The following is a 25,193-nucleotide window of genomic DNA, read 5'->3' as shown; positions in this document are numbered from 1 at the left end:
CTGCCTACAGCCAGCCAACCTACGTCAACTCACCTACTTTTAGTTTTTTACCACAACTTATTTGATGACATTGGGCTAAAAACAGCTCAGCTGTCGCTTGTGCATCGGTAAGCGCATGATGGCAATGATAGCTTGGTAACTCATAGCGAGTGCGGCATGCCTTTAGGGTTAAATCGTCTTGTTTTATTTCAGTTGATTGGTTAAGTAGCCGCTTTTTTTCTATGTGGAGGGTGTCGAGTATTAGTTTAGGGCGGGTGGTTATATTGGCTTGTTTTAAAGCAACTTTTAAAAATCCCCAATCAAGAGCTGCATTATGAAACACTAAAATACAATCGTTAAAATGGGCGCTTAAGCTTTTTAAAATACTGTTTAAGCTAAGCCCATTAGTAATGGCCTCGTTACTAATGCCATGAAAAACAGGGCTTTGTTCTAGGCTTTTTACGTCTTTATTAATAAAATGCTGCGACTCACTCATTTTTATACATTGATTATCAATCAAAACCCATGCAACCGATACTATTTCGTGCTGTTTTGGGTCAAGCCCCGTAAGCTCTAAATCAATAACTAAATAGCGCTGCGATAATGCATTTTGTGCCAGTAGTTGACGGCGTTTTATATACCGCGTAAGTAGCGTTTTTACCATGAGAGCCTCACAAACTGCCTCGCGCAAATTTAAACGCCGCGCCCTGCTGTGCTTGTTTTACCAAATAAAAAGCCTCTTTAAGCTGATGACGCTCTAATGAGTTTAACTTGTTAGGGTTTATGCAGTTACTTGGGAGCCCTTCTTCATTTATTTGTGTACTTAAGCGCAGTTGGGTTAAAAAACGCCAACAGTCTTTTAAGTTGTAAATATCGTCTTTATTGATGAGGTTATACTTTAATAATGCTTCTAGGCGCTCTTGAGTGTTAGCACGTTTGATACCGGCTTTTAATGCGTATAAACGCACAATGTCGTTAATAATCACCACACCGCGTTTTTTCAAGTCTATGTATTTATGGTTGTTGTCATCTTTTTGTGTTTTAAACTTGTTAAACAACCCTATGGGCACACTGTTGTTATTTATATCGGTCGCCATGGCAGCATAAAATAAATCGTTTCGCGATATGCGCACTAATTGCTCACAAAATGCGGTGTATAACGAATTTGATCCTTCTATGAAACGTAAATCAAAAAATATTTTACAGTTAAGCATGGCTTCGGGAGTTGGGCTTTTTATCCATTTAAAAAAACGCTCCGACCAATCGTTTACGCTCATGCGGCATAAATCACTACTTGCCATAATGTTACCAGGGCAACGCCTAATACCGCATTCAACTAAATGTTCACAAACAAACTCTCCCATTTTTTTAAAATAAGCATGTTGTTCTTGGGTTAAATCGTTGGGAAGCAGTAGGCCGTTATCTTGATCCGAGTGCAGTGTTTGCTCTTCTCGTGCCTGTGAACCAAAACATATAAAGCTAAAACTGGTTGGCGCTGCACCATGATCTTCTTGAAATAACCTTATCAAGCGCGATGTTAGCGCATCGGTTAATCCACTTAGTAGTTTACCAATAAGTGAAATATCGTCGATATTATGAGAAAAGCTCTTAAGTAAATCGGGTACTTCTTTGGCGTAACGTTTTAAATCGGTTACGTTATGCGCTTTATAAATGCGGCCAATGAGTTGCACAGGGTCACTTTTTTGTTGGCGCAGTAAATCAGTGCTAGTAAGCATACCTATAGGATTATGGCTTTCATCAAGCACTGGCAAGTGGTGAATATTATATTTGAGCATTAAATGTAGTGCAGAAAAAACACGGTTGTTTTCAAATATAAATTTAGGATTTGTGGTCATTATGCTACTAACTGCATCTTGTGGGTCTACTTCGTCGGCAAGCACACGATTACGCAAATCGCGGTCTGTGACCACTCCAACTAAATGGGCATGTTGAATAACCATGATTGACGATACACCGTGCTCTTTCATTTTTTTAGCGCTTTGGCGAATACTCGCATCGGGCGAAAGTGTAATGGCTGTGCGTGTCATGAGTTCAGATATTCTGCGCTCTGACCAACTGTCGTTTTTACTTTTATAATGTGATGAGAGTAAACGGTTTGCGTGAGCTCTAACAAAATATTGCTCAAACGGTTTGTACTCTCGGCGTAAAAAATCAAAATGTTCTTGGTTGAGCATATACACTATGCCCTCTTTTTGAACTGCCAATTTATTTTGAATGGCCTCGCCAGTTAAAAGCGAAGGAAAACCAAAATAATCACCTTGCGCTAAACGCGTCACCACATTGCCTTTTGCATCAACTAAATCGTAAAGGCCTGAACGAATTAAAAATAGCTTTGGGTGTTCACTTTGCAGCCACTGCGCCTGATTTTCTCGCGTTAAATAAATAACATCGAGATGATTTACAAAATAGTCGCAAGCACTGCTATCAAGCATACTAAATGGCGCCTGAAGATAAACATATTGGGCCACTTCTTGTTGTTCTACACTCATTGTTACACTCACTAAAAAGTATACACAGCACCAATGTACTCATTATTTATACAAATAAAAAGCCCGACTAAAGTCAGGCTTTTGGTACTTTACATATAAGTTGGCTTAATGCGCGTGCGCTTCTGCCGATCCTTTAGGATTACGAATACCTTCTACCATTTCTTGTATCTCAACAGGTGTTGGTTGAGTAAATTTAAGTACTACGGCAGCAACAACAAAGTTAATAACCATACCAACTAAGCCAATGCCTTCTGGCGAAATACCTAAGAACCAGTTCTCAGGGCTGTTAAGCTCTGGGCTCACAAATTTAAAGAAGATAATATACGCGGCGGTAAAGCCAATACCCGTTACCATGCCAGCAATTGCGCCTTCTCTGTTCATTGTTTTAGAGAATATCCCCATAATTATAGCCGGGAAGAAACTCGCCGCCGCTAAACCAAAGGCAAACGCGACCACCGACGCCACAAAGCCTGGTGGGTTAATTCCAAAGTAAGCGGATATAACAATAGCAACCATCGCAGCTAATCGAGCGGCCAGTAGTTCTTGTTTATCACTAATATCGGGTTTAAGAGTTCGTTTAAGTAAATCGTGTGAAACAGAAGTCGAAATAACCAGTAGTAAACCCGCTGTTGTCGATAGTGCTGCAGCAATCCCCCCTGCGGCTACAAGTGCAACAACCCACGCTGGTAAATTAGCTATCTCAGGGTTAGCCAATACCATAATATCGCGGTCTACTTTTACTTCGTTTGCGCTGTTTGGATCTTCGATTTTACCCGCTGTGTAGAACATTTTGCCGTCACCATTTTTATCATTAAACGTGATTAGGCCTGTGCGTTCCCAGTTTTTGATCCATGCTGGCGCTTCTGCATATGCTGTACCGCTGCCATCTTTACCATTGATTGTGTCAATCATGTTTACACGTGCAAATGAGGCAACCGCCGGTGCTGTAGTGTAAACAATAGCAATAAATACTAACGTCCATGCTGCTGAGATACGCGTATCTTTCACGCGTGGTACAGTGAAAAAGCGAACAATTACATGTGGTAAACCTGCAGTACCCACCATTAATGCACCCGTAATGGCAAATACATCAATCATACTTTTTGAACCTTCGGTATATTGTGCAAAACCAAGTTCTGCGCTTAACCCATCAAGCTTATCAAGTACATACATACCCGAACCGTCACTCAATGTGGCTCCAAAGCCTGTTTGTGGGAAAAAGTGACCTGTCATCATCATCGAGATAAAAATAGCCGGTACAAGGTAGGCAAATACAAGTACACAATACTGCGCTACTTGCGTGTAGGTAATGCCCTTCATGCCGCCAAGAACCGCATAGAAGAATACAATCACCATGCCAATGTAAACACCGGTTTCAATTTCTACTTCTAAAAAGCGAGAAAACACAACGCCTACGCCGCGCATTTGCCCTGCAATGTAAGTAAAACAAATGAATATGGCACATAAAATTGCGACTAAACGTGCTGTGCGCGAGTAGTAACGGTCACCAATAAAGTCAGGCACCGTGAATTTGCCGAATTTACGTAAGTAAGGCGCTAAACACATAGCGAGCAATACATAGCCGCCTGTCCACCCCATTAAGTAAACGCCGCCATCATACCCTGCGAACGAAATAATACCCGCCATTGAAATAAACGACGCGGCGCTCATCCAGTCGGCTGCGGTTGCCATACCATTAGCAAGTGGAGGCACGCCGCCGCCCGCTACGTAAAATTCGTTAGTTGAACCCGCACGGGCCCAAATTGCAATGCCGATATAAAGCGCAAAGCTTAAACCGACAATTATAAATGTGAGTGTTTGAACATCCATTGCTTAGCTCCTATTCGTCTACGCCGTATTTTTTATCTAACGTATTCATTTTGAAAACGTACACAAAAATCAAAGCAACAAAGGTGTAAATCGCGCCTTGCTGGGAGAACCAGAAGCCAAGTTTAAACCCAAAAAAACGTACTTCATTAAGTACATCAACCAGTAATATGCCAAAGCCAAATGAGACCACAAACCACACTGCTAGTAGTTTAAACAGTAGTGAAATGTTTTCTGCCCAATAAGCTTTTGCTTGTTCTTCGTCTTTAAAAGCCATTTTTATTTTCCCCTTTAAGCACCGCAGTATCGCGATGGGTGGTTTTTTATCTTCGCTAATCAATTTAGCAACGCAGCTCACATATTGAATTGAGACCATAGTCGTAACAGCTAATTAACGTTTACGTAAACTGTATTTAACCTTCCTGATGAAAGCTGTTATTTTTATTTAATATCAGCATGTTACGCTCATAGCACCTGCTATGTTTGTTGCCTATTTACCGAGCAACTCATAAATGCGACATTAGTCTAATACGCGGCCGATTTTATTTTTTATTGTTATTATTCAGTAAGATAAACTTAAGTTTTATTAAACAATATAAAATCAGCCCTCACACTTAAGCTCAGTTCTGGTATTGTGTAATGGCCTCTTGGGTTGAGGGGCATTTAAAAATAATAAGGGTTAATAACAACATGACTGCCGTTCTGATAATTGTTGCATTAGGGTATATAGGGGTACTGTTTTGGCTCGCTAACTGGGGTGATAAAACCACGCCTTTGGCGAAGCGTATTAGTCATCACCCTTTTGTGTATTCGTTTGCAATTGGTATTTACTGTACCTCTTGGACCTATTACGGCTCAGTAGGTACCGCGGCCACCAGCAGTTGGAGCTACTTACCTATTTTACTAGGACCGGCCTTATTGTTTTTTTTCGGGCAAGGATTTTTGCGTAAACTCGTTTTGGTGAGTAAAAAACAAAACATTACCACCATTGCTGACTTCATTTCAGCGCGGTATGGCAAACGCCAAACCACCGCTATTATGGTTACTCTTATTGCCCTGCTGGCAACAATCCCCTACATTGCGTTACAACTTAAAGCGCTAAGCACTAGCTTTTTGCTATTGCAAAACAGCAATAAAATATCAGGTGATATGCTGGCACTTTCTGCCACACTCATCATGGCATTATTTGCAATATTTTTTGGCACCCGCAAAGTAGACGTAACCGAATATCGCTCTGGATTAATGCTAGCTGTTGCATTCGAATCTTTAATCAAACTTTTTGCATTAATGGCTGTGGCAGGGCTAGCAATTTATACGTTGTTTAATCTACCCGAGGCTACATCGTCCCAGTTGACTGAATCTGCTTGGTCGCACTGGAGCAACTTTAACTTTTTTAGTTTTAACTTTATTGGCCAATCGCTCATGGCAGCGGCGGCTATTATTTGTTTACCACGCCAGTTTCATGTAACCGTGGTCGACAACCAAAATAAGCGACACTTAAACACCGCTCGCTGGGCGTTTCCGCTTTATTTATTGCTAACCGCAGCAATGATTTTACCTATAGCCACTGCCGCTATTCACCCAAGCATTGGTATTGGCTATTCGCCAGATAGCTTTGTACTGGCACTGCCATTAATTAACGACAACGCCTTTTTAACGACCTTTGTATTTATTGGTGGCTTATCGGCTGCAACGGCCATGATTGTGGTTGCAACACTGACCCTAAGTACCATGATCTCTAACGATGTTGTACTGCCATTAATACTTCGCCGAAAGTTTAAGCGAAATTTAATTACCACCAGCTATAAGGCACAAATTTTATTAGTCAGGCGCTTTACCATTGCCGGTATTTTAATACTGGCTTACTTTTATCAGCAATGGTTTGGCCATAGCAGCGCACTGGCCAGTATGGGCTTAGTTGCCTTTTCGTTGGTTACTCAATTATTGCCCTCAATAGTGGGAGGGTTATATTGGCGAAAAGGCCATGCCTATGGTGTGTATGCAGGCCTTTTAGCCGGTATAACTTGCTGGGTGCTGTTTTTAATGCTCCCCATTTTAGACGCCGGTAATACGTTAAATAGTGAACTACAACAAACATTAATAACCCGAGGAACATTAATAGCATTATTTGCAAATATTGGCTGCTACATTAGCTTTTCATTGGGAGCTGAAGAGCGTCTTATTGACAAAATTCAGGCCGCTGCATTTGTAAACCCAAAAGATCAGGCCATTTTATCGCGCCGCTTAAACAAAAATGTTAAAGCCACGGTTTACGACTTTAAAATATTACTGCAAACCTTTTTGGGCATACAACGCAGCCAACAAATTTTGGCACATTATGCACTTGCACATCATTTAAACGACAACAACGCCCACCCAGAGCCCGAATTTATTGCCTATTGCGAGCGCGCGTTAACCGGTGTTTTAGGTGCGTCATCTGCACAAGCACTCATTCATACGGTATCGTCGGGAAAACGTATGGCATTTGAAGAGGTTGTTAACTTTTTTGATGAAACCACACAAGCGCTGCAATTCAACCAAAACCTATTATTTACCTCTTTAGAAAACTTAAGCCATGGAATTTCGGTTGTTGATAAAAACTTAAAGCTCGTGGCATGGAATAAGCGCTACAGTGCCATGTTTAACTACCCTGAGGGTTTTTTAGAAGTTGGCCAACCCATAGAAGATATTATTAGGTATAACGCTAAACGCGGTGAATGTGGGCCTGGCGAAATAGAACGCCAAATAGAAAAACGTGTGCAGCATTTAAAAAACGGCAGCTCTCATCACTTTATTCGTCATCGCCGTAATGGCCAGGTGTTTGAGATGATAGGTAATCCGCTACCTGATGGCGGATTTGTAACGAGCTTTTCTGATATCACAACTCACATAAGCACACAAAATGCCCTTGAAGAAATCAACATGGACCTTGAAAACCGTATTGAGGCACGAACCCAAGAAGTACAAACTATCAATAAAGACTTACAAGCGCAAATAGACAGCCGAGTACAAACGGAAGAAGCACTCACTTTAGCCAAAAAAGAGGCCGAGCAAGCAAACGACAGTAAAACACGGTTTTTAGCGCTCGCGAGTCACGATATTTTACAACCGCTTAATGCTGCACGTTTATACCTTGCTGCCATTGATGAAAAACAACTTGATGTCACTAATGCTAATAACTTTAACAAGCTTGGTGACAGCCTAGATTCAACTGTTCACTTAATGTCAGCCCTGCTCGAAATAGCTAAACTAGAACAAGGCGCAATGACCCCCACACCGCGCCACTTTTACATTAAAGATATTTTAGCGCCGCTAAAAAGTGAGTACGCTATTTTATCAAGCGATAAAGGCCTTAAACTCACCGTGCGATCTAAGGCGCAAGTTGTCCATAGCGACATTACCTACCTTCGCCGAATTATCCAAAACTTAGTGTCTAATGCTGTTAAATATACAGATTCGGGCCGTGTATTAGTTGCATGTAGAAATCGAAAACACAGCTTACGGATTGAAGTTTGGGATACAGGGCCTGGTATTAGCGACGTTGAACAAGCCAAAATATTTAATGATTTTTACCGTGTCGAGTCGGGCGATAACAAAGGTGTTGGGCTAGGCCTTGGGGTAGTAAAGCGTATGGCCGACCTGCTTAGCTTGCCGCTAAGTGTGCATTCTGTACCAAATAAAGGAAGCCGCTTTAGTATTGACGTACCTTACGGCGACGCCCAGTTTGTACAGCAAAAAAGTGCAGCGAGTAACCTAATAGAAAACCGCACAGCAATAAATATTATTGCCGTTGACGACGATCCAGAAAACCTAGCAGCCATGGCAAGTTTACTTAAAAAGTGGCAAGCCAATTATACCCTGTTCGATAATGTAGAAAGTGTAATGTCGCATGCTAAAGCACATAGCGCACCCGATGTAATTTTAATGGATTATCAGTTAGGCAATGAGTGCGATGGCATCACTTTAATTAAAACGCTTAGAGAAATATGGCAAGGCGATATTCCGGCTATTTTAATTACCGCAGTGCGCGACACCGAGCTAAAACAAGAAACCAAAGCGGCTAATATTCATTACTTAAGTAAACCTATTAAACCAGGCAAGTTAAAAGCACTACTTAATCACAGTACTTAATTTTATTAGTTAGTTGCTCAGATTTTGCTAAGCTGAGTAAGTAAAAAGCCCAGTATAATTACTGGGCTTTGCTTTATAAAATATCAATATTATATAACTTTTGAGCGGCTTCTAAGCTTTTGAAATAACCAACTTAAACCCACTAAAGAGAGCCCTAAACCAATAAACGACAGCGCTTTTAACAGCCCTGTTAAATTAGCCATATCAATTAAAAACACTTTTACAATTACCGCTGCAAGTAACCCTAAGCCTATTTTTTGAATGAGTAACTGGCTTTTAAGGTGCCCTAATATAACCGTACCGGCGCCTAGTATTAGCCAAATAATAGAGTAGCTATACAGCTCTTCATTAGTGGCCCCTTTTGATAGATAAATATAAGGCCCTTGCCAGTATTGGCGAATAAAACTATTAATAGCAATTAAGCCAAGTAAACCTGCCACACCCAGTACAAACGGCGCTACCTTAGCGTTTATAGGTTTTATAAGTGAATATAACCAAACCGTTAAGCCTGCAGGTACTAACCAAAGCAAAAACAGCCAATTTAGTACAGGAAGTTCACCAATATAGATAGAGGTTAATAACGGGTTATCGTCGAGTAGTGTTTTAACTGAAATAAAACCCGCCCCGCCTGCTAATACACACCCTGCAATTTGATACAGTTTTGCTAAGCTCCCCGCAAAACGTGCGCGATGCAAATAAACACAGCCCAGCGCAAGCCAATTACACGTAAGTAATGCTTGCTCATAAAAACTAAGCGAGTCAAATTGTGGGTAATGCCCTACTAGCTGGTAACTGGTTTCGGTAGTAATAAATAACGCAAAACAATGAAGAGCGGCCCCTTCTAACCACACTTGTAATTGTGATGTTTTATAGCATTTAGCGGCGGCAAAAAATAATGCAGTACACAGCGGATATACAATAACGCTCCAGTGCAAGCCAAATAATGTAAGCGCTTCGTAACTTGGTGTCCATGGCGCAAGCGTTAAGCGCAGTATTAAAGCAGCCACTAACGCCTTAATTGGCCAATGCGGCATAGGCACATTAAAACGTTTTATAAGCACACTAATTAACAATACTTGAATTGCTAATGCAATGGTTAAACCGCTGTCGCTTAATAGCATGGTGATAGCTAAGGTAATATTAGCGTTTGCCCCTACCCAATAAGTAAAGCGCTGAAATAGCGTTGTATTATGCTGCGCACACTTAATTAAAATAGCCGCTACAACAAATAATACAAAAGCCCAAAAAGGGTAAGCAGTACTTAATGCGCTATTTGGAATAAGTGAATATAACGTACCTATCATTACAAAAACGCTAAACGCCGCACTAATATGAAAGGCTAATCGTTTAACCTGTTTTTTACCAAAATAAAGCCCGTAGGCCATAAAACCAAAACCAAGCAATAACCCTAAGCCGTATTCGCTTTTAAATATAAATAATCCATCATCAAAAAAAGCAGATAAAGAATTCATTTGCTCTGCACTTATAACCATTAGCGTAGCAATAACAAGAGACAGCCCTTGCCATAAATCCCAGCGACTATTTTTGAGTACTAAAAATAACAACAATCCAATGCTTAACACACCAATGGTTTGCCATTCTAAATTGTAATAGCTTATACACATGGTAAAAATTAACGGGACTATAAAAGCCAATAATAAGAGGTGATCGGGTAATACTTTTACAAGGCGTTTTAAAGAGTGCGGACGATGTTCAATGTTTCTTAATTTAAAGCCCAAACGCGGTATGACAATGAGCCCTATAATACTGAGTAACGCAAAGGTACCAAACAGCCATAGTGTGTCGCTTTTTATCTGCATAATAATAAAACCGACTAAATACCAACCAATGTGCCCTGCCCATAATAAATACCAAAGCCAAGCTCGCTGCACTTTTTGAGCAACCAACGAGGCAGACAAACTAACAAAGCCCACATACATAAATAACGCAAATACATTATTACTGCCGGTATTAACCCAAATAGGCACGCTGTAAGCACCAATAATTCCGAGCACTGCCAGCAATGGGCCAAGTGTTAATGCCATTACACTCGCACTTATGGCAATAATAGCTAACAAAATAAACGCGGTTGTTGGGCTAAGCATTTGATAGCTACTGTAAGCTAAAAGCGTTAACGCAAAGCAGGTAATAAAACCACCACTGGCAAGTGCTGCAGGTATGTAATTGTTAAAGCCTTCAAAAACAATACGTTTATAATGTAAGTAACCTGCAGTACTAATTAAGCCAAGACCAAATAAGCCACCTAAACTAAGCCTCATTACGGGTGATAAAAGCCCTGCCTCTAAACTGTACTTAGCTAAAAATATGCCACCAAAGGCAAGTGCTATTGCACCTATCCACGTCATCCAGTTTTGCTCAAAGCCAGTGCGTAATGTTTCAAACAATGTGGTAATAAATGAAGGCGTGGCTGGTTTAGCTTTTTTAGGCGCTACAGGCTTTTGTTTTGCCGCGCCAATGTGAGCGCTTTGCACGGCTAAAGTTGGCTCGGTATTTATAGTAGTGGCTTGAGATTTAGAGTCAGGGGCTTTTACTTCACTCTGTACATTATTAAATGACGCTGCTTTAGAGGCTTGTAATTTAGTTACTTTAGCCCTCAATACTGCAATTTCTTGCTTTAATCCGTTTACTTGTATTAATGCAATTAATCCACACAAAGCACCGGTTGCAATAATCAGCATGACTATCACTATTAACCCAATAAAATCATCCATGGCACACTCTTATTATTTTTTATGCTCTGAGTGTACCTAATTATTACTAAGCCGTTAAATTTTGTTCAATAAAAAGCCTAAATACACTCTGTATTTAGGCTTTTAACTCTCATTTTATTATTCAACACTGTCTGTAATTGTGCGCTCTAAAGACATTTTATAACCCGATGCCGTGGTTTCATCATGCTCTAAAATGAGTATGTAATTTCCCTCTTGGGTAAAGTCCATATCGCTTTGTTGAATGAGTACAATTTGCTGGCCATTATCCTCAAAAACAGCGTACACCGTATAAATTTCGTTATCGACTACTTGCTCTTCTTGATCGTAGCGGTCTAAGCCATCAACTACATTATTGGTGTCCTCAACAGTTTCACCGTTAAGGGTAAAGTACACATCAATATCAGTTACCGACTGTCCTGCGTAACTTTCAATAAGGTTAACAACCGACACCGTATGACTATAACTGCTTGGTGTTAAATGCTCTTCAACACTCATCATCCGCAAGCCATTATCTGCATCGTTGTAAAAAATACCCACCGCGCTTTGCTCACGTTCAAGGGTCATTAAAAAGTTATCGGCCAGCTTGTTACCTTGCTCATCAAACATCGCCACGCTATAACTGTTTGGTAAAAGCTCAACGTAGTCGGTATAGCTGTCACTTGAAACTGAATTAGTTGGGGTTGCTGTAGTGCCACGCGTTACACTAAAACTAACTGGTGAGTAGTCATCAATAGTATTAATAAAACGCAATTGACCTAATGCAGATTGATGCTTAAGTTCAGTAACGTAGTTATTGTCGGTTACTACATCAAGCGTGATACCACTTAACTCGGTGGCATAACTTGGGCGAATAATGGCTACGTAGCTTGCCTCATCATACAAATAAACTGACGATGACTCATAAACCACATCGCTACTGCCCGCAGGGGTAATAAAAATAGTGTAATAACCTTCATCTACACTTTGTAAATCTAATTCATTTAAGTACTGCGCAGATGCAAACAATGTTGCGCTTTCAAATACGCCATCGTCTGTTGCCAGATAAATATCGTAGCTGGTGTCCTCACCCGTGATGTTAAAAAAGCCAAGGTTAAATTTGCCTGTGTCACTACTAATAGGCACGCTTAATTCAGTAAAAGTGGGTTCAGCGAAATCGCCACTCATAACGACTAATTGCGTTTTATCACCTTTAATTGAAATTTCTTGATCGCTAATAGTGATGTAGCTATCGTTAGCGTCTAAATATTCAAAGCTAACATCAAATGTGCCAGTACTGTAATTATGGCGCGTGGTTACGTCGGCAAAGTCGGCACCTGAGCGTTCTGTTTCTTCAACAAATAAGCGCGTATAAGGGCTGTTGTATGAGCCATTATACATTTGAATATAGCCTGTAGAGCTTGCGCTATCATCAGAGCCACAGCCAGATAAAACACCAAGTAAGCTAAGAGGTAAAGCCACTTTTAAAAGAGAGTTGGTCATCAAGGGGATTCCTTATTATTAATATCCCCTCTACGACCTTTGCATTTTAATTTAATTTCATGCTTTACAAAGTATTACCTAAGCTGACATTTACTTACGAAAACGTAAAAAAGTGTAGCAAATGTGCAAATAATAAGGACCCGCTATTTACGGCTTTGCTGCGATTTCAAATTGATTTCGGCCATTGTTTTTAGCTATATATAAAGCTTGGTCTGCGCGTTTCATTACGCTATCAAATGATTCATTTTTAAAGCGTTTAGCTACCCCAACACTTGCACTAGTATAAAGCTTATCGGTAACCTCAATAGTGCGAGCACTCGCCAACACCGACTCAGCAAACGCCTGCATTTGCTCTAGAGTGCAATTTGGTAAGTAGCCTGCAAACTCCTCACCTCCAATACGCGCAAAAATATTGCCATCTTCAAACAAAGCGTCTATTTTGCTAGCAAAAGCTTTGAGCACCTTGTCGCCCTTGCTATGACCGTAGGTATCGTTAATAGATTTAAAGTGATCAATATCGATAATGATTACCGCGTAAGATTCATCGGTTTCGTTTTCAACGTATTCGTAAAAACATCGCCGGTTGTAAACTTGGGTGAGATCATCAATTATAAATTCTTGGGCTAGCCTATTGTGCATTTTTTGCATAAACAACATGGTTTTAAATAAGCCGTAAGCCGTAATAACGACCCCTACAGAAATGCATAAATCTTTTATATACAAGGTGACCCACGCAGGCTGAACAACAAGTTCGTCAAGCACATCGGCCGTCATTCCCACTATCCATAGCATCAAACCAATGGTGGCATACTGGTAGGCTTTTTTAGCTAATTTAGAACATTGCACAACCCAAAAAACCGTCATTATAACAATAAGATTGATGAGTTCACTGGCAAAGTCAGGGATGCTTTTTTTAGCACCTAACAGAGGGAAATAGGTGAAGTTGTAAATAGTGAAAACCACTATAAACACAAGCAGCGCAAACATAAGTAATTTGTTCAACCGCGTTATACGAGTAAAGCGGGTCAACTTAAGGCTGACAGTTTCAACATTCATCATATAAATAGATTACACTTGAGCTAATAAATCATCTTTAAGAATTATAACACAAGATAGAAATTTAGCCTTAAAGTAAGGTACTAATACCCCACCCCAGTAAAACTAAAATAGTTAAACTAATCATAGCTTTAACTTTATGTTTACTAATTATACGTTCAGCTTGGTTTCCTGCGTAATACACAACAATAGCAAGCCCAAAGTAACGAATTGAACGAGCAATTGCGCTGGCCAATAAAAACAGGCCAAGTGAATATTTGGTAGCCCCCGCCGCAAGCATCGCTATTTGAAATGGAATAGGTACTATTCCTAAAGTAATAACAAACCAAAAACCTTGGTTGTCCATTTTTTGTTTTACATTTTCGAACTGTTCAGAGCTTGAAAAAGCACTGATCACCCAATCCCCAACTGCATCAAATAAATAGTAGCCAAGGGCATAACCAAATAATGCCCCGACAACACAGCCCAGCGTAGCCATTAATGCAATCAACCATAGTTTTTCTCGTTGTGCCTGCATAAGTGGCACCATAACCGCTTCTAAAGGAATAGGGACAATTGTGGATTCTAAAAACGACGCAACCGTAATGCCGCTGAGCATATGTTTAGACTCTATAAAATTACGTGTTTTTTGTTTTAATTTTTTTTGTAAAGCCACAATTAACTCCTGCCCTATGCTTAATTATCCTGTATTTACATAGTAATAATGACACAGTTAAGTTAATACACCCTGAAACTATTAAAACTTGATATAAACAATACCCACTTAACAGGTTAACAAAATAGCAATATTTATAAGAATATTTTACTATGTGTTAATAACGTTAAGCCCTATTTAAGTAGTTAAAAATTTATGCAAAATGCGCGTTTTATTCCCTTTCGCAAGCAAGACATTATTGAAATGTGTAGCAATGAGCTTGAAAACAACACACAACAAACCTCGTTTAAACAGTGTTGTGATTTATTAGCAAGCCTTATCCATTACGATTACCACGCAACACTTGAATCGCTTAAAAATAACTACGCCCCCTTTGATCCTAATAGCGATACACGCTCTTTAGCGCCGGTATCAAACAATCAAAAAGCCCAATGCCAACGCGAATTTGCAAAAGATTTTGCTAAAGTTTTAAACGCCGCTAACTTTGAAGTAATTACTAATCAAGATTTACAAGATGCGCTCAACGAAGAGTCACTTTTTAAAGTGCGCCTTGAGGTGGAGTTTGACGACTTTGAAGAAGTGGTTTTTTATCGCCGCGGCGAGTCGCAGCTCACTGAAACCATAACCAGCTTTTGGGGGCTTCGTAAAAAGCCACTGCACTTTACTAATTACGACCGCGTTGCGGTGTTTATTCGTTTTAAAGATAAAGCCCACTTTGACGCTAAAAATAAAACGCCTTTAGGGTTTGAGCCAAGCTCGACCATCGTTAAGCTGTTTCAAAATGTACCCAAAGCCGACCTTGAAATGCTATTTCCTAATAGCGAAGTACGTATGCGCCCTATTGATAAGGTGATTATTGGCTCATCGGCTTTAATTGGCGGTGCCGTGGTTTTAATTACAAAGCTAGGCGCATCAATATTATTATTATTTGCTTTGTTTGCTTTTTGGGGGGGCTTTACAGATAAAGCCGTAGAAATGACCCAGCAACACTTTATTACCTTTGCCATTGGCATGGGGGTATTTGGCAGCTTTATTTTTAAAGAATGGAGTAAATTTAAAAACCGTAAAATTAAATTTATGAAAGCGCTAAGCGATAACCTTTACTTTAAAAACCTTGATAACAACGCCGGTGTTTTTCATACCCTTATAGACGCCGCCGAAGAAGAAGACATAAAAGAAGCCCTACTTGCCTATACGTTTTTATTAAAATCTAAAAGTGGCTTAAGCGCACAAATGCTTGATGAGCAAATAGAGGCGTGGTTTAAAACAAAGTATAAATGCGAACTCGACTTTGAAATTAGCGATGCGCTTGAAAAGCTCACCCGGATGCGTTTAGTAACCTGCACTAACGATGTGTATAGCGCAATAAGCCTAGACCATGCAAAAACCATTTTAGATGAGCGCTGGGATAACCTGTTTCAATATAATTGAAATGTTTAAACTAACTTTTTTCTAAACTCTGTGGGTGACACGCCCACTGATTTTTTAAACCGTTTTGAAAAATTAAATATATTAGGGTACCCCACGTAAGCGGCAATATGGGCAATTGGCCAGCGGGTATTTAAAAGCAAGTTTTTAGCCCGTTTAATACGTAAATAAATAAGCTGCTGCATAGGGCTTTTGCCAAATTGTGCCTGGCATAACCGGTGTAAATGCGGTGCTGAGTAATGTATTTGTTCGCACATAGCCTCTATTGTCCAATCAAATTGCAGGCGCTCTTCTACCTCTAAAAACAAGCTGGTTAATCTATTTTGCCCACCTATTTGTGGCTCGCTTTGAAGCGTAGTATTTAAGTAATGACTTAAAATAGGCATTACGCCTTCACGCAAAGTCGCATTTCCTTCGCTGTATAAAAGCTCCATTGCTAAGTGCAGTGGTGTTAATTGTTGATCAGTTAATACCTTAGCGTGCGCTAAATTTAAATGCTGCCAACGCTTGGTATTTGCAAGATTTAGCCAAATCACATCCCACTTTTCGCTTGCTATTTCAACCTCAAAACTTTGCCGTGCTGGCAATATAGCTAAGCTATTTTCGATTAATGGGTATTGGTTATTAATAGTTTTAAGCGTGCCCTGACCACCCAAAGTATAAAACAAAGTGTGTTCAAGCGGGTTAGTACGCGCAACACAATAATCACCCAGTAAATTTGAGCAACCTGCCAGCTCTATTTCAAGGCTTGGCATTTGCGAAAGCGTGTTTAAATCAATAAACCGCTCTGTACACTCTGGGCCAATATCGAGTACATCTTTAATGGTGTTGCGCATAATTTAAAATGATAGTTTTGGATAAATAAAAGAGAGCTTTAAGCATAACCTCAACGTATTATTTTAGCTATATTTAAGCCACTATAATTGCCACACATGCAATAGGACACTAATGAACTCACTACAGCACATAATTAACCGCCGCGATTGGGAAAACCCAATTTCGGTGCAAGTTAATCAAGTAAAAGCGCACAGCCCACTTAATGGTTTTAAAAGCGTTGACCATGCCCGTACAAACACGCAATCACAAAAACAAAGTTTAAACGGCCAATGGGATTTTAAATTATTTGATAAGCCCGAAGCGGTTGATGAGTCATTACTAAGTGAAACACTCGCCAGCGACTGGCAAAGTATTCCTGTGCCTTCTAACTGGCAATTACACGGCTTTGATAAACCTATTTATTGCAATGTTAAATACCCCTTTGCCGTAAACCCGCCTTTTGTTCCTGGCGATAACCCAACGGGTTGCTACCGCACTGAGTTTACTATTACGGCGGATCAATTAGCTCAGCGAAACCATATTATTTTTGAAGGCGTAAACTCGGCGTTTCACCTTTGGTGTAATGGCCAATGGGTAGGCTACTCGCAAGATAGCCGCTTACCCAGCGAATTTGATTTAAGCGAACTGTTAGTGGCTGGCACCAACCGCATTGCGGTTATGGTAATTCGTTGGAGTGATGGCAGTTATTTAGAAGATCAGGACATGTGGTGGCTAAGCGGTATATTCCGCGATGTTAATTTACTTACCAAACCGCAACACCAAATACGCGATGTATTTATAACCCCAGATTTAGACGCCTGCTACCGCGATGCGACTTTGCATATAAAAACCGCAATAGATGCGCCAAATAACTTCCAAGTAGCCGTACAGGTTTTTGATGGTGAGCAAGCACTGTGTGAGCCGCAAATCCAAAGCACTAATAATAAACGTGTTGACGAAAAAGGCGGCTGGAGCGATGTCGTATTTCAAACCATTGATATACAAAACCCTAAAAAATGGACCGCTGAAACCCCGACCTTATACCGCTGTGTTGTAAGCCTGTTAGATGAACAAGGCAATACTATAGACGCAGAAGCCTACAATATTGGCTTTAGAAAAGTAGAAATGCTTAACGGGCAACTTTGTTTAAACGGCAAGCCGCTACTCATACGCGGTGTTAATCGCCACGAACACCATCCTGAAAACGGCCATACAGTAAGCACCGCCGACATGATTGAAGATATTAAGCTGATGAAGCAAAATAATTTTAATGCTGTACGTACCGCTCATTATCCTAACCACCCGCGTTTTTACGAATTATGTGACGAGCTAGGTTTATACGTAGTGGACGAGGCCAATATAGAAACCCATGGCATGTTCCCTATGGGGCGTTTAGCCAGCAATCCGCAGTGGGCTGGCGCATTTATGTCGCGCTATACACAAATGGTTGAGCGCGATAAAAACCACGCCTCTATTATTATTTGGTCACTGGGGAACGAATGCGGGCACGGTGCCAACCACGATGCTATGTACGGTTGGTCAAAAAGCTTTGACCCATCGCGTCCAGTGCAATACGAAGGTGGCGGCGCAAATACCACCGCAACCGATATTATTTGCCCTATGTATGCCCGTGTAGATACCCACCTTGCCGATGACGCAGTACCTAAATACTCTATTAAAAAGTGGCTAAGCCTACCAGGCGAAACCCGTCCTCTCATTTTATGTGAGTACGCACACGCAATGGGTAACAGCCTAGGTAGCTTTGACGATTACTGGCAAGCATTTAGAGAGTACCCGCGCCTGCAAGGTGGCTTTATTTGGGATTGGGTAGACCAAGGTTTATCTAAAACTGATGAAAACGGTAAGCATTATTGGGCTTACGGTGGCGATTTTGGTGATGAACTAAACGACCGCCAATTTTGTATAAACGGCTTATTATTTCCAGATCGTACGCCGCACCCTAGCCTGTTTGAAGCTAAATACAGCCAACAACATTTACAATTCACGCTGCGCGAGCAAACTCAAAACCACTATACCGTTGATGTATTTAGTGATTATGTATTTAGGGCAACCGATAACGAAAAACTGGTTTGGCAGTTAATAGAAAATGGCCAATGTATAGAGCAAGGCGAGCAAATTATTAATATTGCCCCGCAAAGTACGCAAACGCTAACTATTAATACAAAAACGGTGTTTAAAGCCGGTGCGCAATATCACCTTAATTTAGATGTAGCACTGCTTAACGACTGCAGCTTTGCAAGTAGCGATCATGTATTAAACACCGAGCAATTTAAACTTATAAATAGCCAAAGTTTAAGCGCTGATACATTTAAGCCCATTCTAAACGCTTCAGCACATGGCACACTAAATATTAGTGAGACCGATACACTGCTAAGTATTGAAGGCAATACCTTTAAGCTTGTGTTTAATAGCCAATCAGGCCTTATTGAGCAATGGCTACACAATCAAACCCACGTTATTAAAAGTCCACTAGTTGATAATTTTTACCGCGCCCCGCTTGATAACGACATAGGCGTAAGCGAAGTAGACAATCTAGACCCTAACGCATGGGAAGCGCGCTGGCTAAGAGCGGGTATTGGCAAGTGGCAGCGCACATGTCGCTTGTTTGAAGTCGTGCAATCAAACAAAGATATACGTATTACCTGTGTGTTTAGTTATGAATTTAATGGCGTAGTACAAGCAAAAACAACATGGCTTTATATACTTAATAATACAGGTGAAATTAACTTAAATGTTGATGTACAACTAAACGACACTTTGCCACCCATGCCACGCATAGGGTTAAGTACAACGCTTAATAAACAAAGCGATACACAAGTAAATTGGCTTGGTTTAGGCCCATTTGAAAACTACCCTGATCGCAAAGCGGCTGCGCGTTTAGGTTATTACAACGCGCAACACAATGAGCTACATACACCGTATATATTCCCAACTGATAACGGCGTGCGTAGTGATTGCCAACTACTTAGCATTAATAATTTAACCGTGACCGGTGCGTTTTTATTTGCCGCCAGTGAATACTCTCAAAGCATGCTTACGCAAGCAAAGCACACCAATGAGCTAATAGCTGATGATTGCTTACATGTACATATTGATCATCAACATATGGGTGTTGGCGGCGATGATTCGTGGAGCCCAAGTACCCACAAAGAATATTTACTTGAGCAAACGCAGTACAACTACTCTTTAACTTTTTCGGCTAAGTAAAATAACGCTTAACCCATGCAAAAATAGCGGCTAAATAAGCCGCTATTTTTTAAATTATAAATTTCTGCCGCTATTTATCAGCTAGTTTTTTAGCAATAACACTATCAATCGAAAAGCTACCTGCACCTTGTATAGCAAGCGCTGAAGTTGCAACTAATAACGTAAGTGCGTATTCGTAACCGTTGTTAGCCATAAATAAACCATTGTTAATGTGTACACTAAATATTGCAATCAACATTGTAAACGCAGTAACTACGGCTGCTGGGCGTGTTAATAAACCAAGTGCTAATGCAATGCCGCCAAAAAATTCAGCGCTGCCTGCCATTAAAGCTAACCAGTAACCTGGCTCTAAGCCAATACTTGCCATCCACTGCCCTGTGCCTTCAAGGCCATAACCGCCAAACCAAGCAAATAATTTTTGCGCGCCATGCGCTGCTAAAATTAAACCAACTGGTACACGTAAAATAAGTGCTGCTGCGCCTGCTTTAGAGTTTAATATTTTTTGTAGTAGTGTCATGAGTTTTTATCCTGTGTAAATTTATAAGGTGTTAGTTTTGCTAACCGATGAACACAGTTTACTATCATCATTTTAAAACATTAATACCGATATTATTGGTTAATTATAAACACAGTGTTTTTAATTTATTTAATACCAATTCGCTTAATTAAGTGATCTATTTTGAGGATTGGTATAACTTGCAAAAAAGCCGCTAACGTAAACGCTAGCGGCTTTTTTTTTTGTATTACTTTAAGCGCTTAAGCAATTGCTTGCTCTAAAATTTCGCGACTTTGTGTAAGTGTAATTGCTTGGTTTTCACCAAGGGCTACCATGCCGTGAGCTTCAAGCTTAGTAAGTACGTTTTCTACTGCCGCTGCTTTGTCATCACCATGTTCAGTAAGCACAGTGGCTACATTTAAGCTGTGGTAAAACGCTTCAATTGCTTGAATTGTTTGCTCTGCTAAATCATCCGATTGTGCAAGACCAAATACGTTTTTACCCATTTGCTCTAGCTTCGCTTTTTTAACTGCAAATTGGTTACGTAGTAAAGAAGGCTGAACAATAGCCAGTGAACGAGCATGATCAACACCGTAAGCAGCTGTAAGCTCATGGCCAATCATGTGTGTTGCCCAATCTTGTGATACGCCAGAACCAATTAAACCATTAAGCGCTTGGTTGGCTGCCCACATAAGATTTGCACGCCATGCATCGTCTTGGTTTTCAAAGTTATCGCCCAGCGTTTTAAGCGTTCTTAAAAGTGCCTCTGCATAACCTTCTTGAACCAATGCAGCTTCAGGGAATGTTAGGTACTGCTCACACGTATGAACCCATGCATCTACTAAACCATTCACAAGTTGGCGCTGCGGTAATGTTTTCATTACATCTGGGTCCATAATCGCGAACTTGGGTAGCACTTTTGGTGATGCAAACGGTAGTTTTTGCTTCGTTGCTTCTTTGCTCACAACTGAATTTTGATTAGACTCAGAACCCGTTGCTGGTAATGTTAATATTGCACCGATTGGTAATGCGCTAGTAATAGTATGCTTACCAGTAGGGATATCCCAACCTTCGCCGTCATAAACTGCCGACGCTGCAATGTATTTAACGCCGTCAATTACAGAGCCACCGCCTACACCTAATACAAAGTCGATATCCTGTTTTTTACAAATTTTTACTGCTTGGTCTAACACTTCAATTGTTGGATTGGCACCAACACCTGAGAACTCTACCCAATCAAAACCTTCAAGTGCCGCTGCAACTTGGTCGTACACGCCGTTCTTTTTAATAGAACCGCCGCCGTACACTACTAGTACTTTTTGATCTTTTGCGATCAAATCGGTTAGTGATGCAATTTGCTGTTGGCCGAACTGAATAAGTGTTGGGTTTACGTAGCTAAATTTCATTATTTTGCTCCTAGGTGACGGTTAAATACTAGGGCGTGTTGATCTTTGCAGATTGAAATTTGTTCAATCTAGGGACGATTAAATCGCAGCACGAGGTTTGTAACCTAGTGGGCTAAGTAAAAACCGAGTAACAAAGAGTTAATCGCCCCTAGGCAGAACCCGAAGGGCAGCGCATGTTTGGCATTTATGCTGCGTTATCGCCTATTTATGGGGAGTAACCACACTTCATAGGCTCTGCCTTGCCTAAAAACCAAACATACTGCTGCAAATTCAACCATCAAAGATCAACACGCCTTAAATAAAATGCTTAGTTACTCACTAAGCTGAATTCCAATGAGTGCATATTAGTGGCAAAATAAACATTAAAAAAGCCTAATAAATGCCTAAAGCTTGCCTAATACTGCCAACATTGTTATTTTACGCAAAATTTGTACGATAAAAGGTTTTTTAATGCCCACTATAGCCAACATGTTGCAGCAATACGCCGAGCACAATGATTTGCTCAATTTTGAGGGCGTTAGAAAAACGATTATTCCCGGGGTTTACTTTCATCGTGCGAGTAAGAGTTCACCTCGTCAGCCACTCATTTACAACTCTGGTATTATTTTAGTTGGCCAAGGGCATAAAATAATTCATTTCCCTGATCATCAAATAAAATATGGTGCTGGCGACTACCTGGTTTTAGGTGTACCCGTACCACTTGAATGCGAAGCCTTTACTGATAATGGCCTACCTGTAATGGGCGTAGTTATTGATATTAACCCAGCAACATTACATAAGTTAGTAAACCAAATGGGCGAACATACGCCGTTTACTTCTGGGCAAATGAGCGGTGTGCAGTCGGCAAAAATAGATGGTGCTATGGAGCAAGTAACTCATCGTTTATTAAGCGCACTAAATAGCCCGCTAGAGGCCGATATTTTTGGTGAAGATATAATTAAAGAATTGGTATACCGTGTACTTTGTGGTCCTCAGGGTCATACTTTAATTGGCCTTGCCATGCACGATGGGCACTACGCCCGAATAGCACGAACACTGTCTACAATGCATAAAAGCTATGCAGATCAAATTACTGTTGAAGGCTTAGCTGAAGAGGTAAACATGAGTGTATCGTCGTTTCATCGCGCCTTTAAACAAGTGACCTTTGAATCGCCATTGCAATACTTAAAAAAAGTACGCTTAGCCAAAGCAAAAGAACTCATTATAAACAACGGCAGTAAAGCAAATGAGGCCGCGTTAAAGGTAGGCTATACCAGCCCCTCGCAATTTAGCCGCGAGTTTAAGCGCCACTTTAATAAAACGCCAAGCGAGGTCATACCTCAATTACAGAGCTAAACCTCAACAAAGCCACTATAAAAGCTGTCTCTTATACACAAATCCCTGCTAAGAAATTAGCGGGGATTTTTTTGAACTAAATCCCAATGTCATGATCAGATCTTCAAATCTTGTTTGAGGGCACATTATGATTAACGAACATACTCATTGGGCAAAACAACAATTCGGTAAATCGGACTTAGGTGATCCAAGAAGAACAGCGCGTCTGGTAAAGTTAGCATCAACGCTTGCAAATGAACCAGGAAAACCGCTTGTGAACATCACTCAATCCCCCGCCGATATGGAAGGTGCCTACCGCTTTATTCGCAACGAGAATATTGACGCAACGGCTATTGCAAAGTCAGGCTTTAAAGCCACGGTTGAACAGGCCAAAAGTCATAACTTATTGCTCGCATTAGAAGACACGACCACACTAATTTATAAACATTCCTCCATTCGAGATGATTTGGGTCATGTCGGACGAGGAGCAAAACAACGAGGCTTGTTAGCTCATAGCGTATTGCTGTTTGCGCCAGATACAAAGCACGTTGTGGGATTAATTGAACAGTCTCGCTGGAGCCGTAATATCAACACGATTGGAAAAAGGGAAAAGCACGCGACGACTTCTTATGAAGAAAAAGAAAGTTACAAGTGGGAGTTAGCGTCACGAGCGATGGCTGAGCGGCTGCAAGGACAAATGGCGAACGTGATATCGGTGTGTGACCGCGAAGCGGACATCTACGAATACTTGCAGTATAAACTAACCGAGCAGCAACGATTCGTCGTACGCTCAATGCAAAGTCGTCATATTGAAGAAGGTGAGGATAAGCTTTATGCGTTTGCAAGCGAGCTGATGAGTGCAGGCACCAAACAAATCCACATTGCACAAAAAGGAGGAAGAAAAGCCCGAAGCGCAACACTGGATATCACCTATGCGCCAGTGACACTGAAAGTGCCTTACAATAAAAAAGGACACTCTCTCCCAGTTTACTATGTCGGCTGTGCAGAGCGAGGAAACGCTGAGAACGATTTAAGCTGGCACTTATTAACTAGTGAACCAGTCACCAGCAAAGAAGACGCCTTAGCCATCATCACCTACTATGAGCACCGTTGGCTTGTTGAGGAATACCATAAAGTCTGGAAAAGTGATGGCACGAATATCGAAAGTTTACGCCTTCAAAGCCAAGATAACATGGAAAGGTTGGTGACGATTAATGGGTTTATTGCGACGCGAATATTGCAACTAAAGTTCACCAATGAGCAGCCTGATTCTCCAAGTTGTGAACAACTGCTACCTCCGAAAGCATGGAAGTTATTGTGGTTAAAGAGAATAAAAACACCATTGCCTGAAACCGCTCCAAATATGTCATGGGCGTATCGAGAACTGGCAAAGTTAGGGGGGTGGAAAGATACCAAGCGCACAGGGCGTGCATCTGTGAAAGTGTTATGGCAAGGATGGCTTAAATTACAAGCCATCCTTGAAGGCTACGATTTAGCAAAATCTCTTGAGTCAGACTTGTGATCAAGAGACAGCTATAAAAGTGGCTTTGAATTCATAAAAACTAGTTAGACTTTTTTGAATAAAACCTCAGGATTAACCATGGTTTTCATTTCGAGTACATTGCCATTAGTATCTTCGATAAAAAAGGTTTCTTGTTCAAACTCATCTCCTACAAATCGGCGATAAGGCTTATCAAGGTATTCTAAACCTGCATCTTCAATACGTTTTTTTAAATTGTTAAACTCATCTTCAGATAAATGAATACCAAAATGCGGCACAGCTACTGCGCCCATATCTACATCATGGCGAACAGTCGGTAAACGCTCAACGCTTTGATGCAATGTAAGTTCATTTCCCCAAAAGTCGATATCTACCCAGCGCCCCTCTTCACTGTTACCGGTTTTACAGCCAAGTACGTCACAATAAAATGTTTTAGCCACTTCTAAATCGCCAGCCGGAATTGCCAAATGCAAACAATTAGACATAAATTACCCTAGGTTATTTCTTATTATTCAATAAATTCCCTACATTATACATAAATTACAATTTACATTACACAAACTACATTACTTTGAGCATATTTAAGCCTTCATACATTTCATATGATCTTTTTAACTATTTGCTCGCAATGTTAA

Annotated in this window: 17 protein-coding genes; 5 read left to right on the top strand and 12 right to left on the bottom strand. The window is 40.7% G+C overall.

The window, feature by feature from the left end; translation table 11 throughout:
* Positions 1-19: 19 nt before the first annotated feature.
* The 4 genes from ATS76_RS01815 to ATS76_RS01800 form a co-directional block, all read right to left on the bottom strand.
* Positions 20-643: a 3'-5' exonuclease gene (locus ATS76_RS01815; protein ID WP_058550805.1), complete on the bottom strand. Its 624-nt coding sequence runs from the start codon at positions 641-643 to the stop codon at positions 20-22.
* A gap of 7 nt (positions 644-650) precedes the next feature.
* Positions 651-2,489, bottom strand: coding sequence for a DUF294 nucleotidyltransferase-like domain-containing protein (locus tag ATS76_RS01810; RefSeq protein WP_058403107.1), 1,839 nt, complete (start codon positions 2,487-2,489; stop codon positions 651-653).
* Positions 2,490-2,594: 105 nt separating this feature from the next.
* Entirely contained in the window at positions 2,595-4,319 is a 1,725-nt protein-coding gene (locus ATS76_RS01805) for a sodium:solute symporter family protein (protein ID WP_058550804.1), read from the bottom strand.
* 10 nt (positions 4,320-4,329) lie between these two features.
* Complete coding sequence (locus ATS76_RS01800; protein ID WP_004586074.1) at positions 4,330-4,593, bottom strand: DUF4212 domain-containing protein; 264 nt, start codon at positions 4,591-4,593, stop codon at positions 4,330-4,332.
* Positions 4,594-5,006: 413 nt separating this feature from the next.
* Between ATS76_RS01800 and ATS76_RS01795 the strand changes: the two genes are divergently transcribed.
* Positions 5,007-8,447 carry a PAS domain-containing hybrid sensor histidine kinase/response regulator gene (locus ATS76_RS01795; protein ID WP_058550803.1) on the top strand — a complete coding sequence of 1,147 codons (3,441 nt, stop codon included), beginning with the start codon at positions 5,007-5,009 and terminating at the stop codon, positions 8,445-8,447.
* A gap of 89 nt (positions 8,448-8,536) precedes the next feature.
* Here the strand turns inward: ATS76_RS01795 and ATS76_RS01790 are convergent, their stop codons facing one another.
* The 4 genes from ATS76_RS01790 to ATS76_RS01775 all read right to left on the bottom strand — a co-directional run bounded on the left by ATS76_RS01790 (position 8,537) and on the right by ATS76_RS01775 (position 14,369).
* Entirely contained in the window at positions 8,537-11,179 is a 2,643-nt protein-coding gene (locus tag ATS76_RS01790; RefSeq protein WP_058550802.1) for a DUF2339 domain-containing protein, read from the bottom strand.
* A gap of 117 nt (positions 11,180-11,296) precedes the next feature.
* Positions 11,297-12,658, bottom strand: coding sequence for a hypothetical protein (locus tag ATS76_RS01785; protein ID WP_058550801.1), 1,362 nt, complete (start codon positions 12,656-12,658; stop codon positions 11,297-11,299).
* Between the two features lie 147 nt (positions 12,659-12,805).
* Positions 12,806-13,714 (bottom strand): GGDEF domain-containing protein, encoded by a 909-nt coding sequence (locus tag ATS76_RS01780; RefSeq protein ID WP_058550800.1) that lies wholly within the window; start codon positions 13,712-13,714, stop codon positions 12,806-12,808.
* A gap of 70 nt (positions 13,715-13,784) precedes the next feature.
* Positions 13,785-14,369 carry a YqaA family protein gene (locus tag ATS76_RS01775; protein WP_058550799.1) on the bottom strand — a complete coding sequence of 195 codons (585 nt, stop codon included), beginning with the start codon at positions 14,367-14,369 and terminating at the stop codon, positions 13,785-13,787.
* Positions 14,370-14,564: 195 nt separating this feature from the next.
* On the opposite strand from ATS76_RS01775, the gene ATS76_RS01770 reads away from it, so the two are divergent.
* A complete protein-coding gene (locus ATS76_RS01770; protein WP_058550798.1) occupies positions 14,565-15,800 on the top strand; it encodes a TMEM143 family protein in 1,236 nt (411 codons plus the stop codon).
* A gap of 5 nt (positions 15,801-15,805) precedes the next feature.
* Here ATS76_RS01770 and ATS76_RS01765 read toward each other — a convergent pair whose 3' ends face one another.
* Positions 15,806-16,633, bottom strand: a complete 828-nt coding sequence (locus tag ATS76_RS01765) for an AraC family transcriptional regulator (RefSeq protein WP_058550797.1) — start codon at positions 16,631-16,633, stop codon at positions 15,806-15,808.
* 112 nt (positions 16,634-16,745) lie between these two features.
* Between ATS76_RS01765 and ATS76_RS01760 the strand changes: the two genes are divergently transcribed.
* Entirely contained in the window at positions 16,746-19,841 is a 3,096-nt protein-coding gene (locus ATS76_RS01760; protein ID WP_058550796.1) for a beta-galactosidase, read from the top strand.
* Positions 19,842-19,911: 70 nt separating this feature from the next.
* Here ATS76_RS01760 and ATS76_RS01755 read toward each other — a convergent pair whose 3' ends face one another.
* Together ATS76_RS01755 and ATS76_RS01750 are read right to left on the bottom strand one after the other, a co-directional pair.
* Complete coding sequence (locus tag ATS76_RS01755; RefSeq protein WP_058550795.1) at positions 19,912-20,358, bottom strand: DoxX family protein; 447 nt, start codon at positions 20,356-20,358, stop codon at positions 19,912-19,914.
* Positions 20,359-20,597: 239 nt separating this feature from the next.
* Positions 20,598-21,743 (bottom strand): iron-containing alcohol dehydrogenase, encoded by a 1,146-nt coding sequence (locus ATS76_RS01750; RefSeq protein ID WP_058550794.1) that lies wholly within the window; start codon positions 21,741-21,743, stop codon positions 20,598-20,600.
* Positions 21,744-22,193: 450 nt separating this feature from the next.
* Here ATS76_RS01750 and ATS76_RS01745 point away from each other — a divergent pair, with 450 nt between their 5' ends.
* Positions 22,194-23,078: an AraC family transcriptional regulator gene (locus ATS76_RS01745; RefSeq protein ID WP_058550793.1), complete on the top strand. Its 885-nt coding sequence runs from the start codon at positions 22,194-22,196 to the stop codon at positions 23,076-23,078.
* A gap of 127 nt (positions 23,079-23,205) precedes the next feature.
* Positions 23,206-24,579: an IS4 family transposase gene (locus ATS76_RS01740; RefSeq protein ID WP_058550792.1), complete on the top strand. Its 1,374-nt coding sequence runs from the start codon at positions 23,206-23,208 to the stop codon at positions 24,577-24,579.
* Between the two features lie 44 nt (positions 24,580-24,623).
* Here the strand turns inward: ATS76_RS01740 and ATS76_RS01735 are convergent, their stop codons facing one another.
* Positions 24,624-25,043 carry a VOC family protein gene (locus ATS76_RS01735; RefSeq protein ID WP_058403118.1) on the bottom strand — a complete coding sequence of 140 codons (420 nt, stop codon included), beginning with the start codon at positions 25,041-25,043 and terminating at the stop codon, positions 24,624-24,626.
* Positions 25,044-25,193: the final 150 nt, after the last annotated feature.

Origin of the sequence: Pseudoalteromonas sp. 10-33 (assembly GCF_001469195.1) — a bacterium.
Taxonomy (GTDB): Bacteria; Pseudomonadota; Gammaproteobacteria; order Enterobacterales; family Alteromonadaceae; genus Pseudoalteromonas.
The sequence above is the reverse complement of the archived record's forward strand: the minus strand, read 5'-3'. Positions and strand labels throughout refer to the sequence as shown.

Excerpts from the sequence above, each read along its gene's own strand:
- ATS76_RS01815 (WP_058550805.1), bottom strand. The coding sequence starts at position 643 with ATGGTAAAAACGCTACTTACGCGGTATATAAAACGCCGTCAACTACTG.
- ATS76_RS01810 (WP_058403107.1), bottom strand. The coding sequence starts at position 2,489 with ATGAGTGTAGAACAACAAGAAGTGGCCCAATATGTTTATCTTCAGGCG.
- ATS76_RS01805 (WP_058550804.1), bottom strand. The coding sequence starts at position 4,319 with ATGGATGTTCAAACACTCACATTTATAATTGTCGGTTTAAGCTTTGCG.
- ATS76_RS01800 (WP_004586074.1), bottom strand. The coding sequence starts at position 4,593 with ATGGCTTTTAAAGACGAAGAACAAGCAAAAGCTTATTGGGCAGAAAAC.
- ATS76_RS01795 (WP_058550803.1), top strand. The coding sequence starts at position 5,007 with ATGACTGCCGTTCTGATAATTGTTGCATTAGGGTATATAGGGGTACTG.
- ATS76_RS01790 (WP_058550802.1), bottom strand. The coding sequence starts at position 11,179 with ATGGATGATTTTATTGGGTTAATAGTGATAGTCATGCTGATTATTGCA.
- ATS76_RS01785 (WP_058550801.1), bottom strand. The coding sequence starts at position 12,658 with ATGACCAACTCTCTTTTAAAAGTGGCTTTACCTCTTAGCTTACTTGGT.
- ATS76_RS01780 (WP_058550800.1), bottom strand. The coding sequence starts at position 13,714 with ATGAATGTTGAAACTGTCAGCCTTAAGTTGACCCGCTTTACTCGTATA.
- ATS76_RS01770 (WP_058550798.1), top strand. The coding sequence starts at position 14,565 with ATGCAAAATGCGCGTTTTATTCCCTTTCGCAAGCAAGACATTATTGAA.
- ATS76_RS01765 (WP_058550797.1), bottom strand. The coding sequence starts at position 16,633 with ATGCGCAACACCATTAAAGATGTACTCGATATTGGCCCAGAGTGTACA.
- ATS76_RS01760 (WP_058550796.1), top strand. The coding sequence starts at position 16,746 with ATGAACTCACTACAGCACATAATTAACCGCCGCGATTGGGAAAACCCA.
- ATS76_RS01755 (WP_058550795.1), bottom strand. The coding sequence starts at position 20,358 with ATGACACTACTACAAAAAATATTAAACTCTAAAGCAGGCGCAGCAGCA.
- ATS76_RS01750 (WP_058550794.1), bottom strand. The coding sequence starts at position 21,743 with ATGAAATTTAGCTACGTAAACCCAACACTTATTCAGTTCGGCCAACAG.
- ATS76_RS01745 (WP_058550793.1), top strand. The coding sequence starts at position 22,194 with ATGCCCACTATAGCCAACATGTTGCAGCAATACGCCGAGCACAATGAT.
- ATS76_RS01740 (WP_058550792.1), top strand. The coding sequence starts at position 23,206 with ATGATTAACGAACATACTCATTGGGCAAAACAACAATTCGGTAAATCG.
- ATS76_RS01735 (WP_058403118.1), bottom strand. The coding sequence starts at position 25,043 with ATGTCTAATTGTTTGCATTTGGCAATTCCGGCTGGCGATTTAGAAGTG.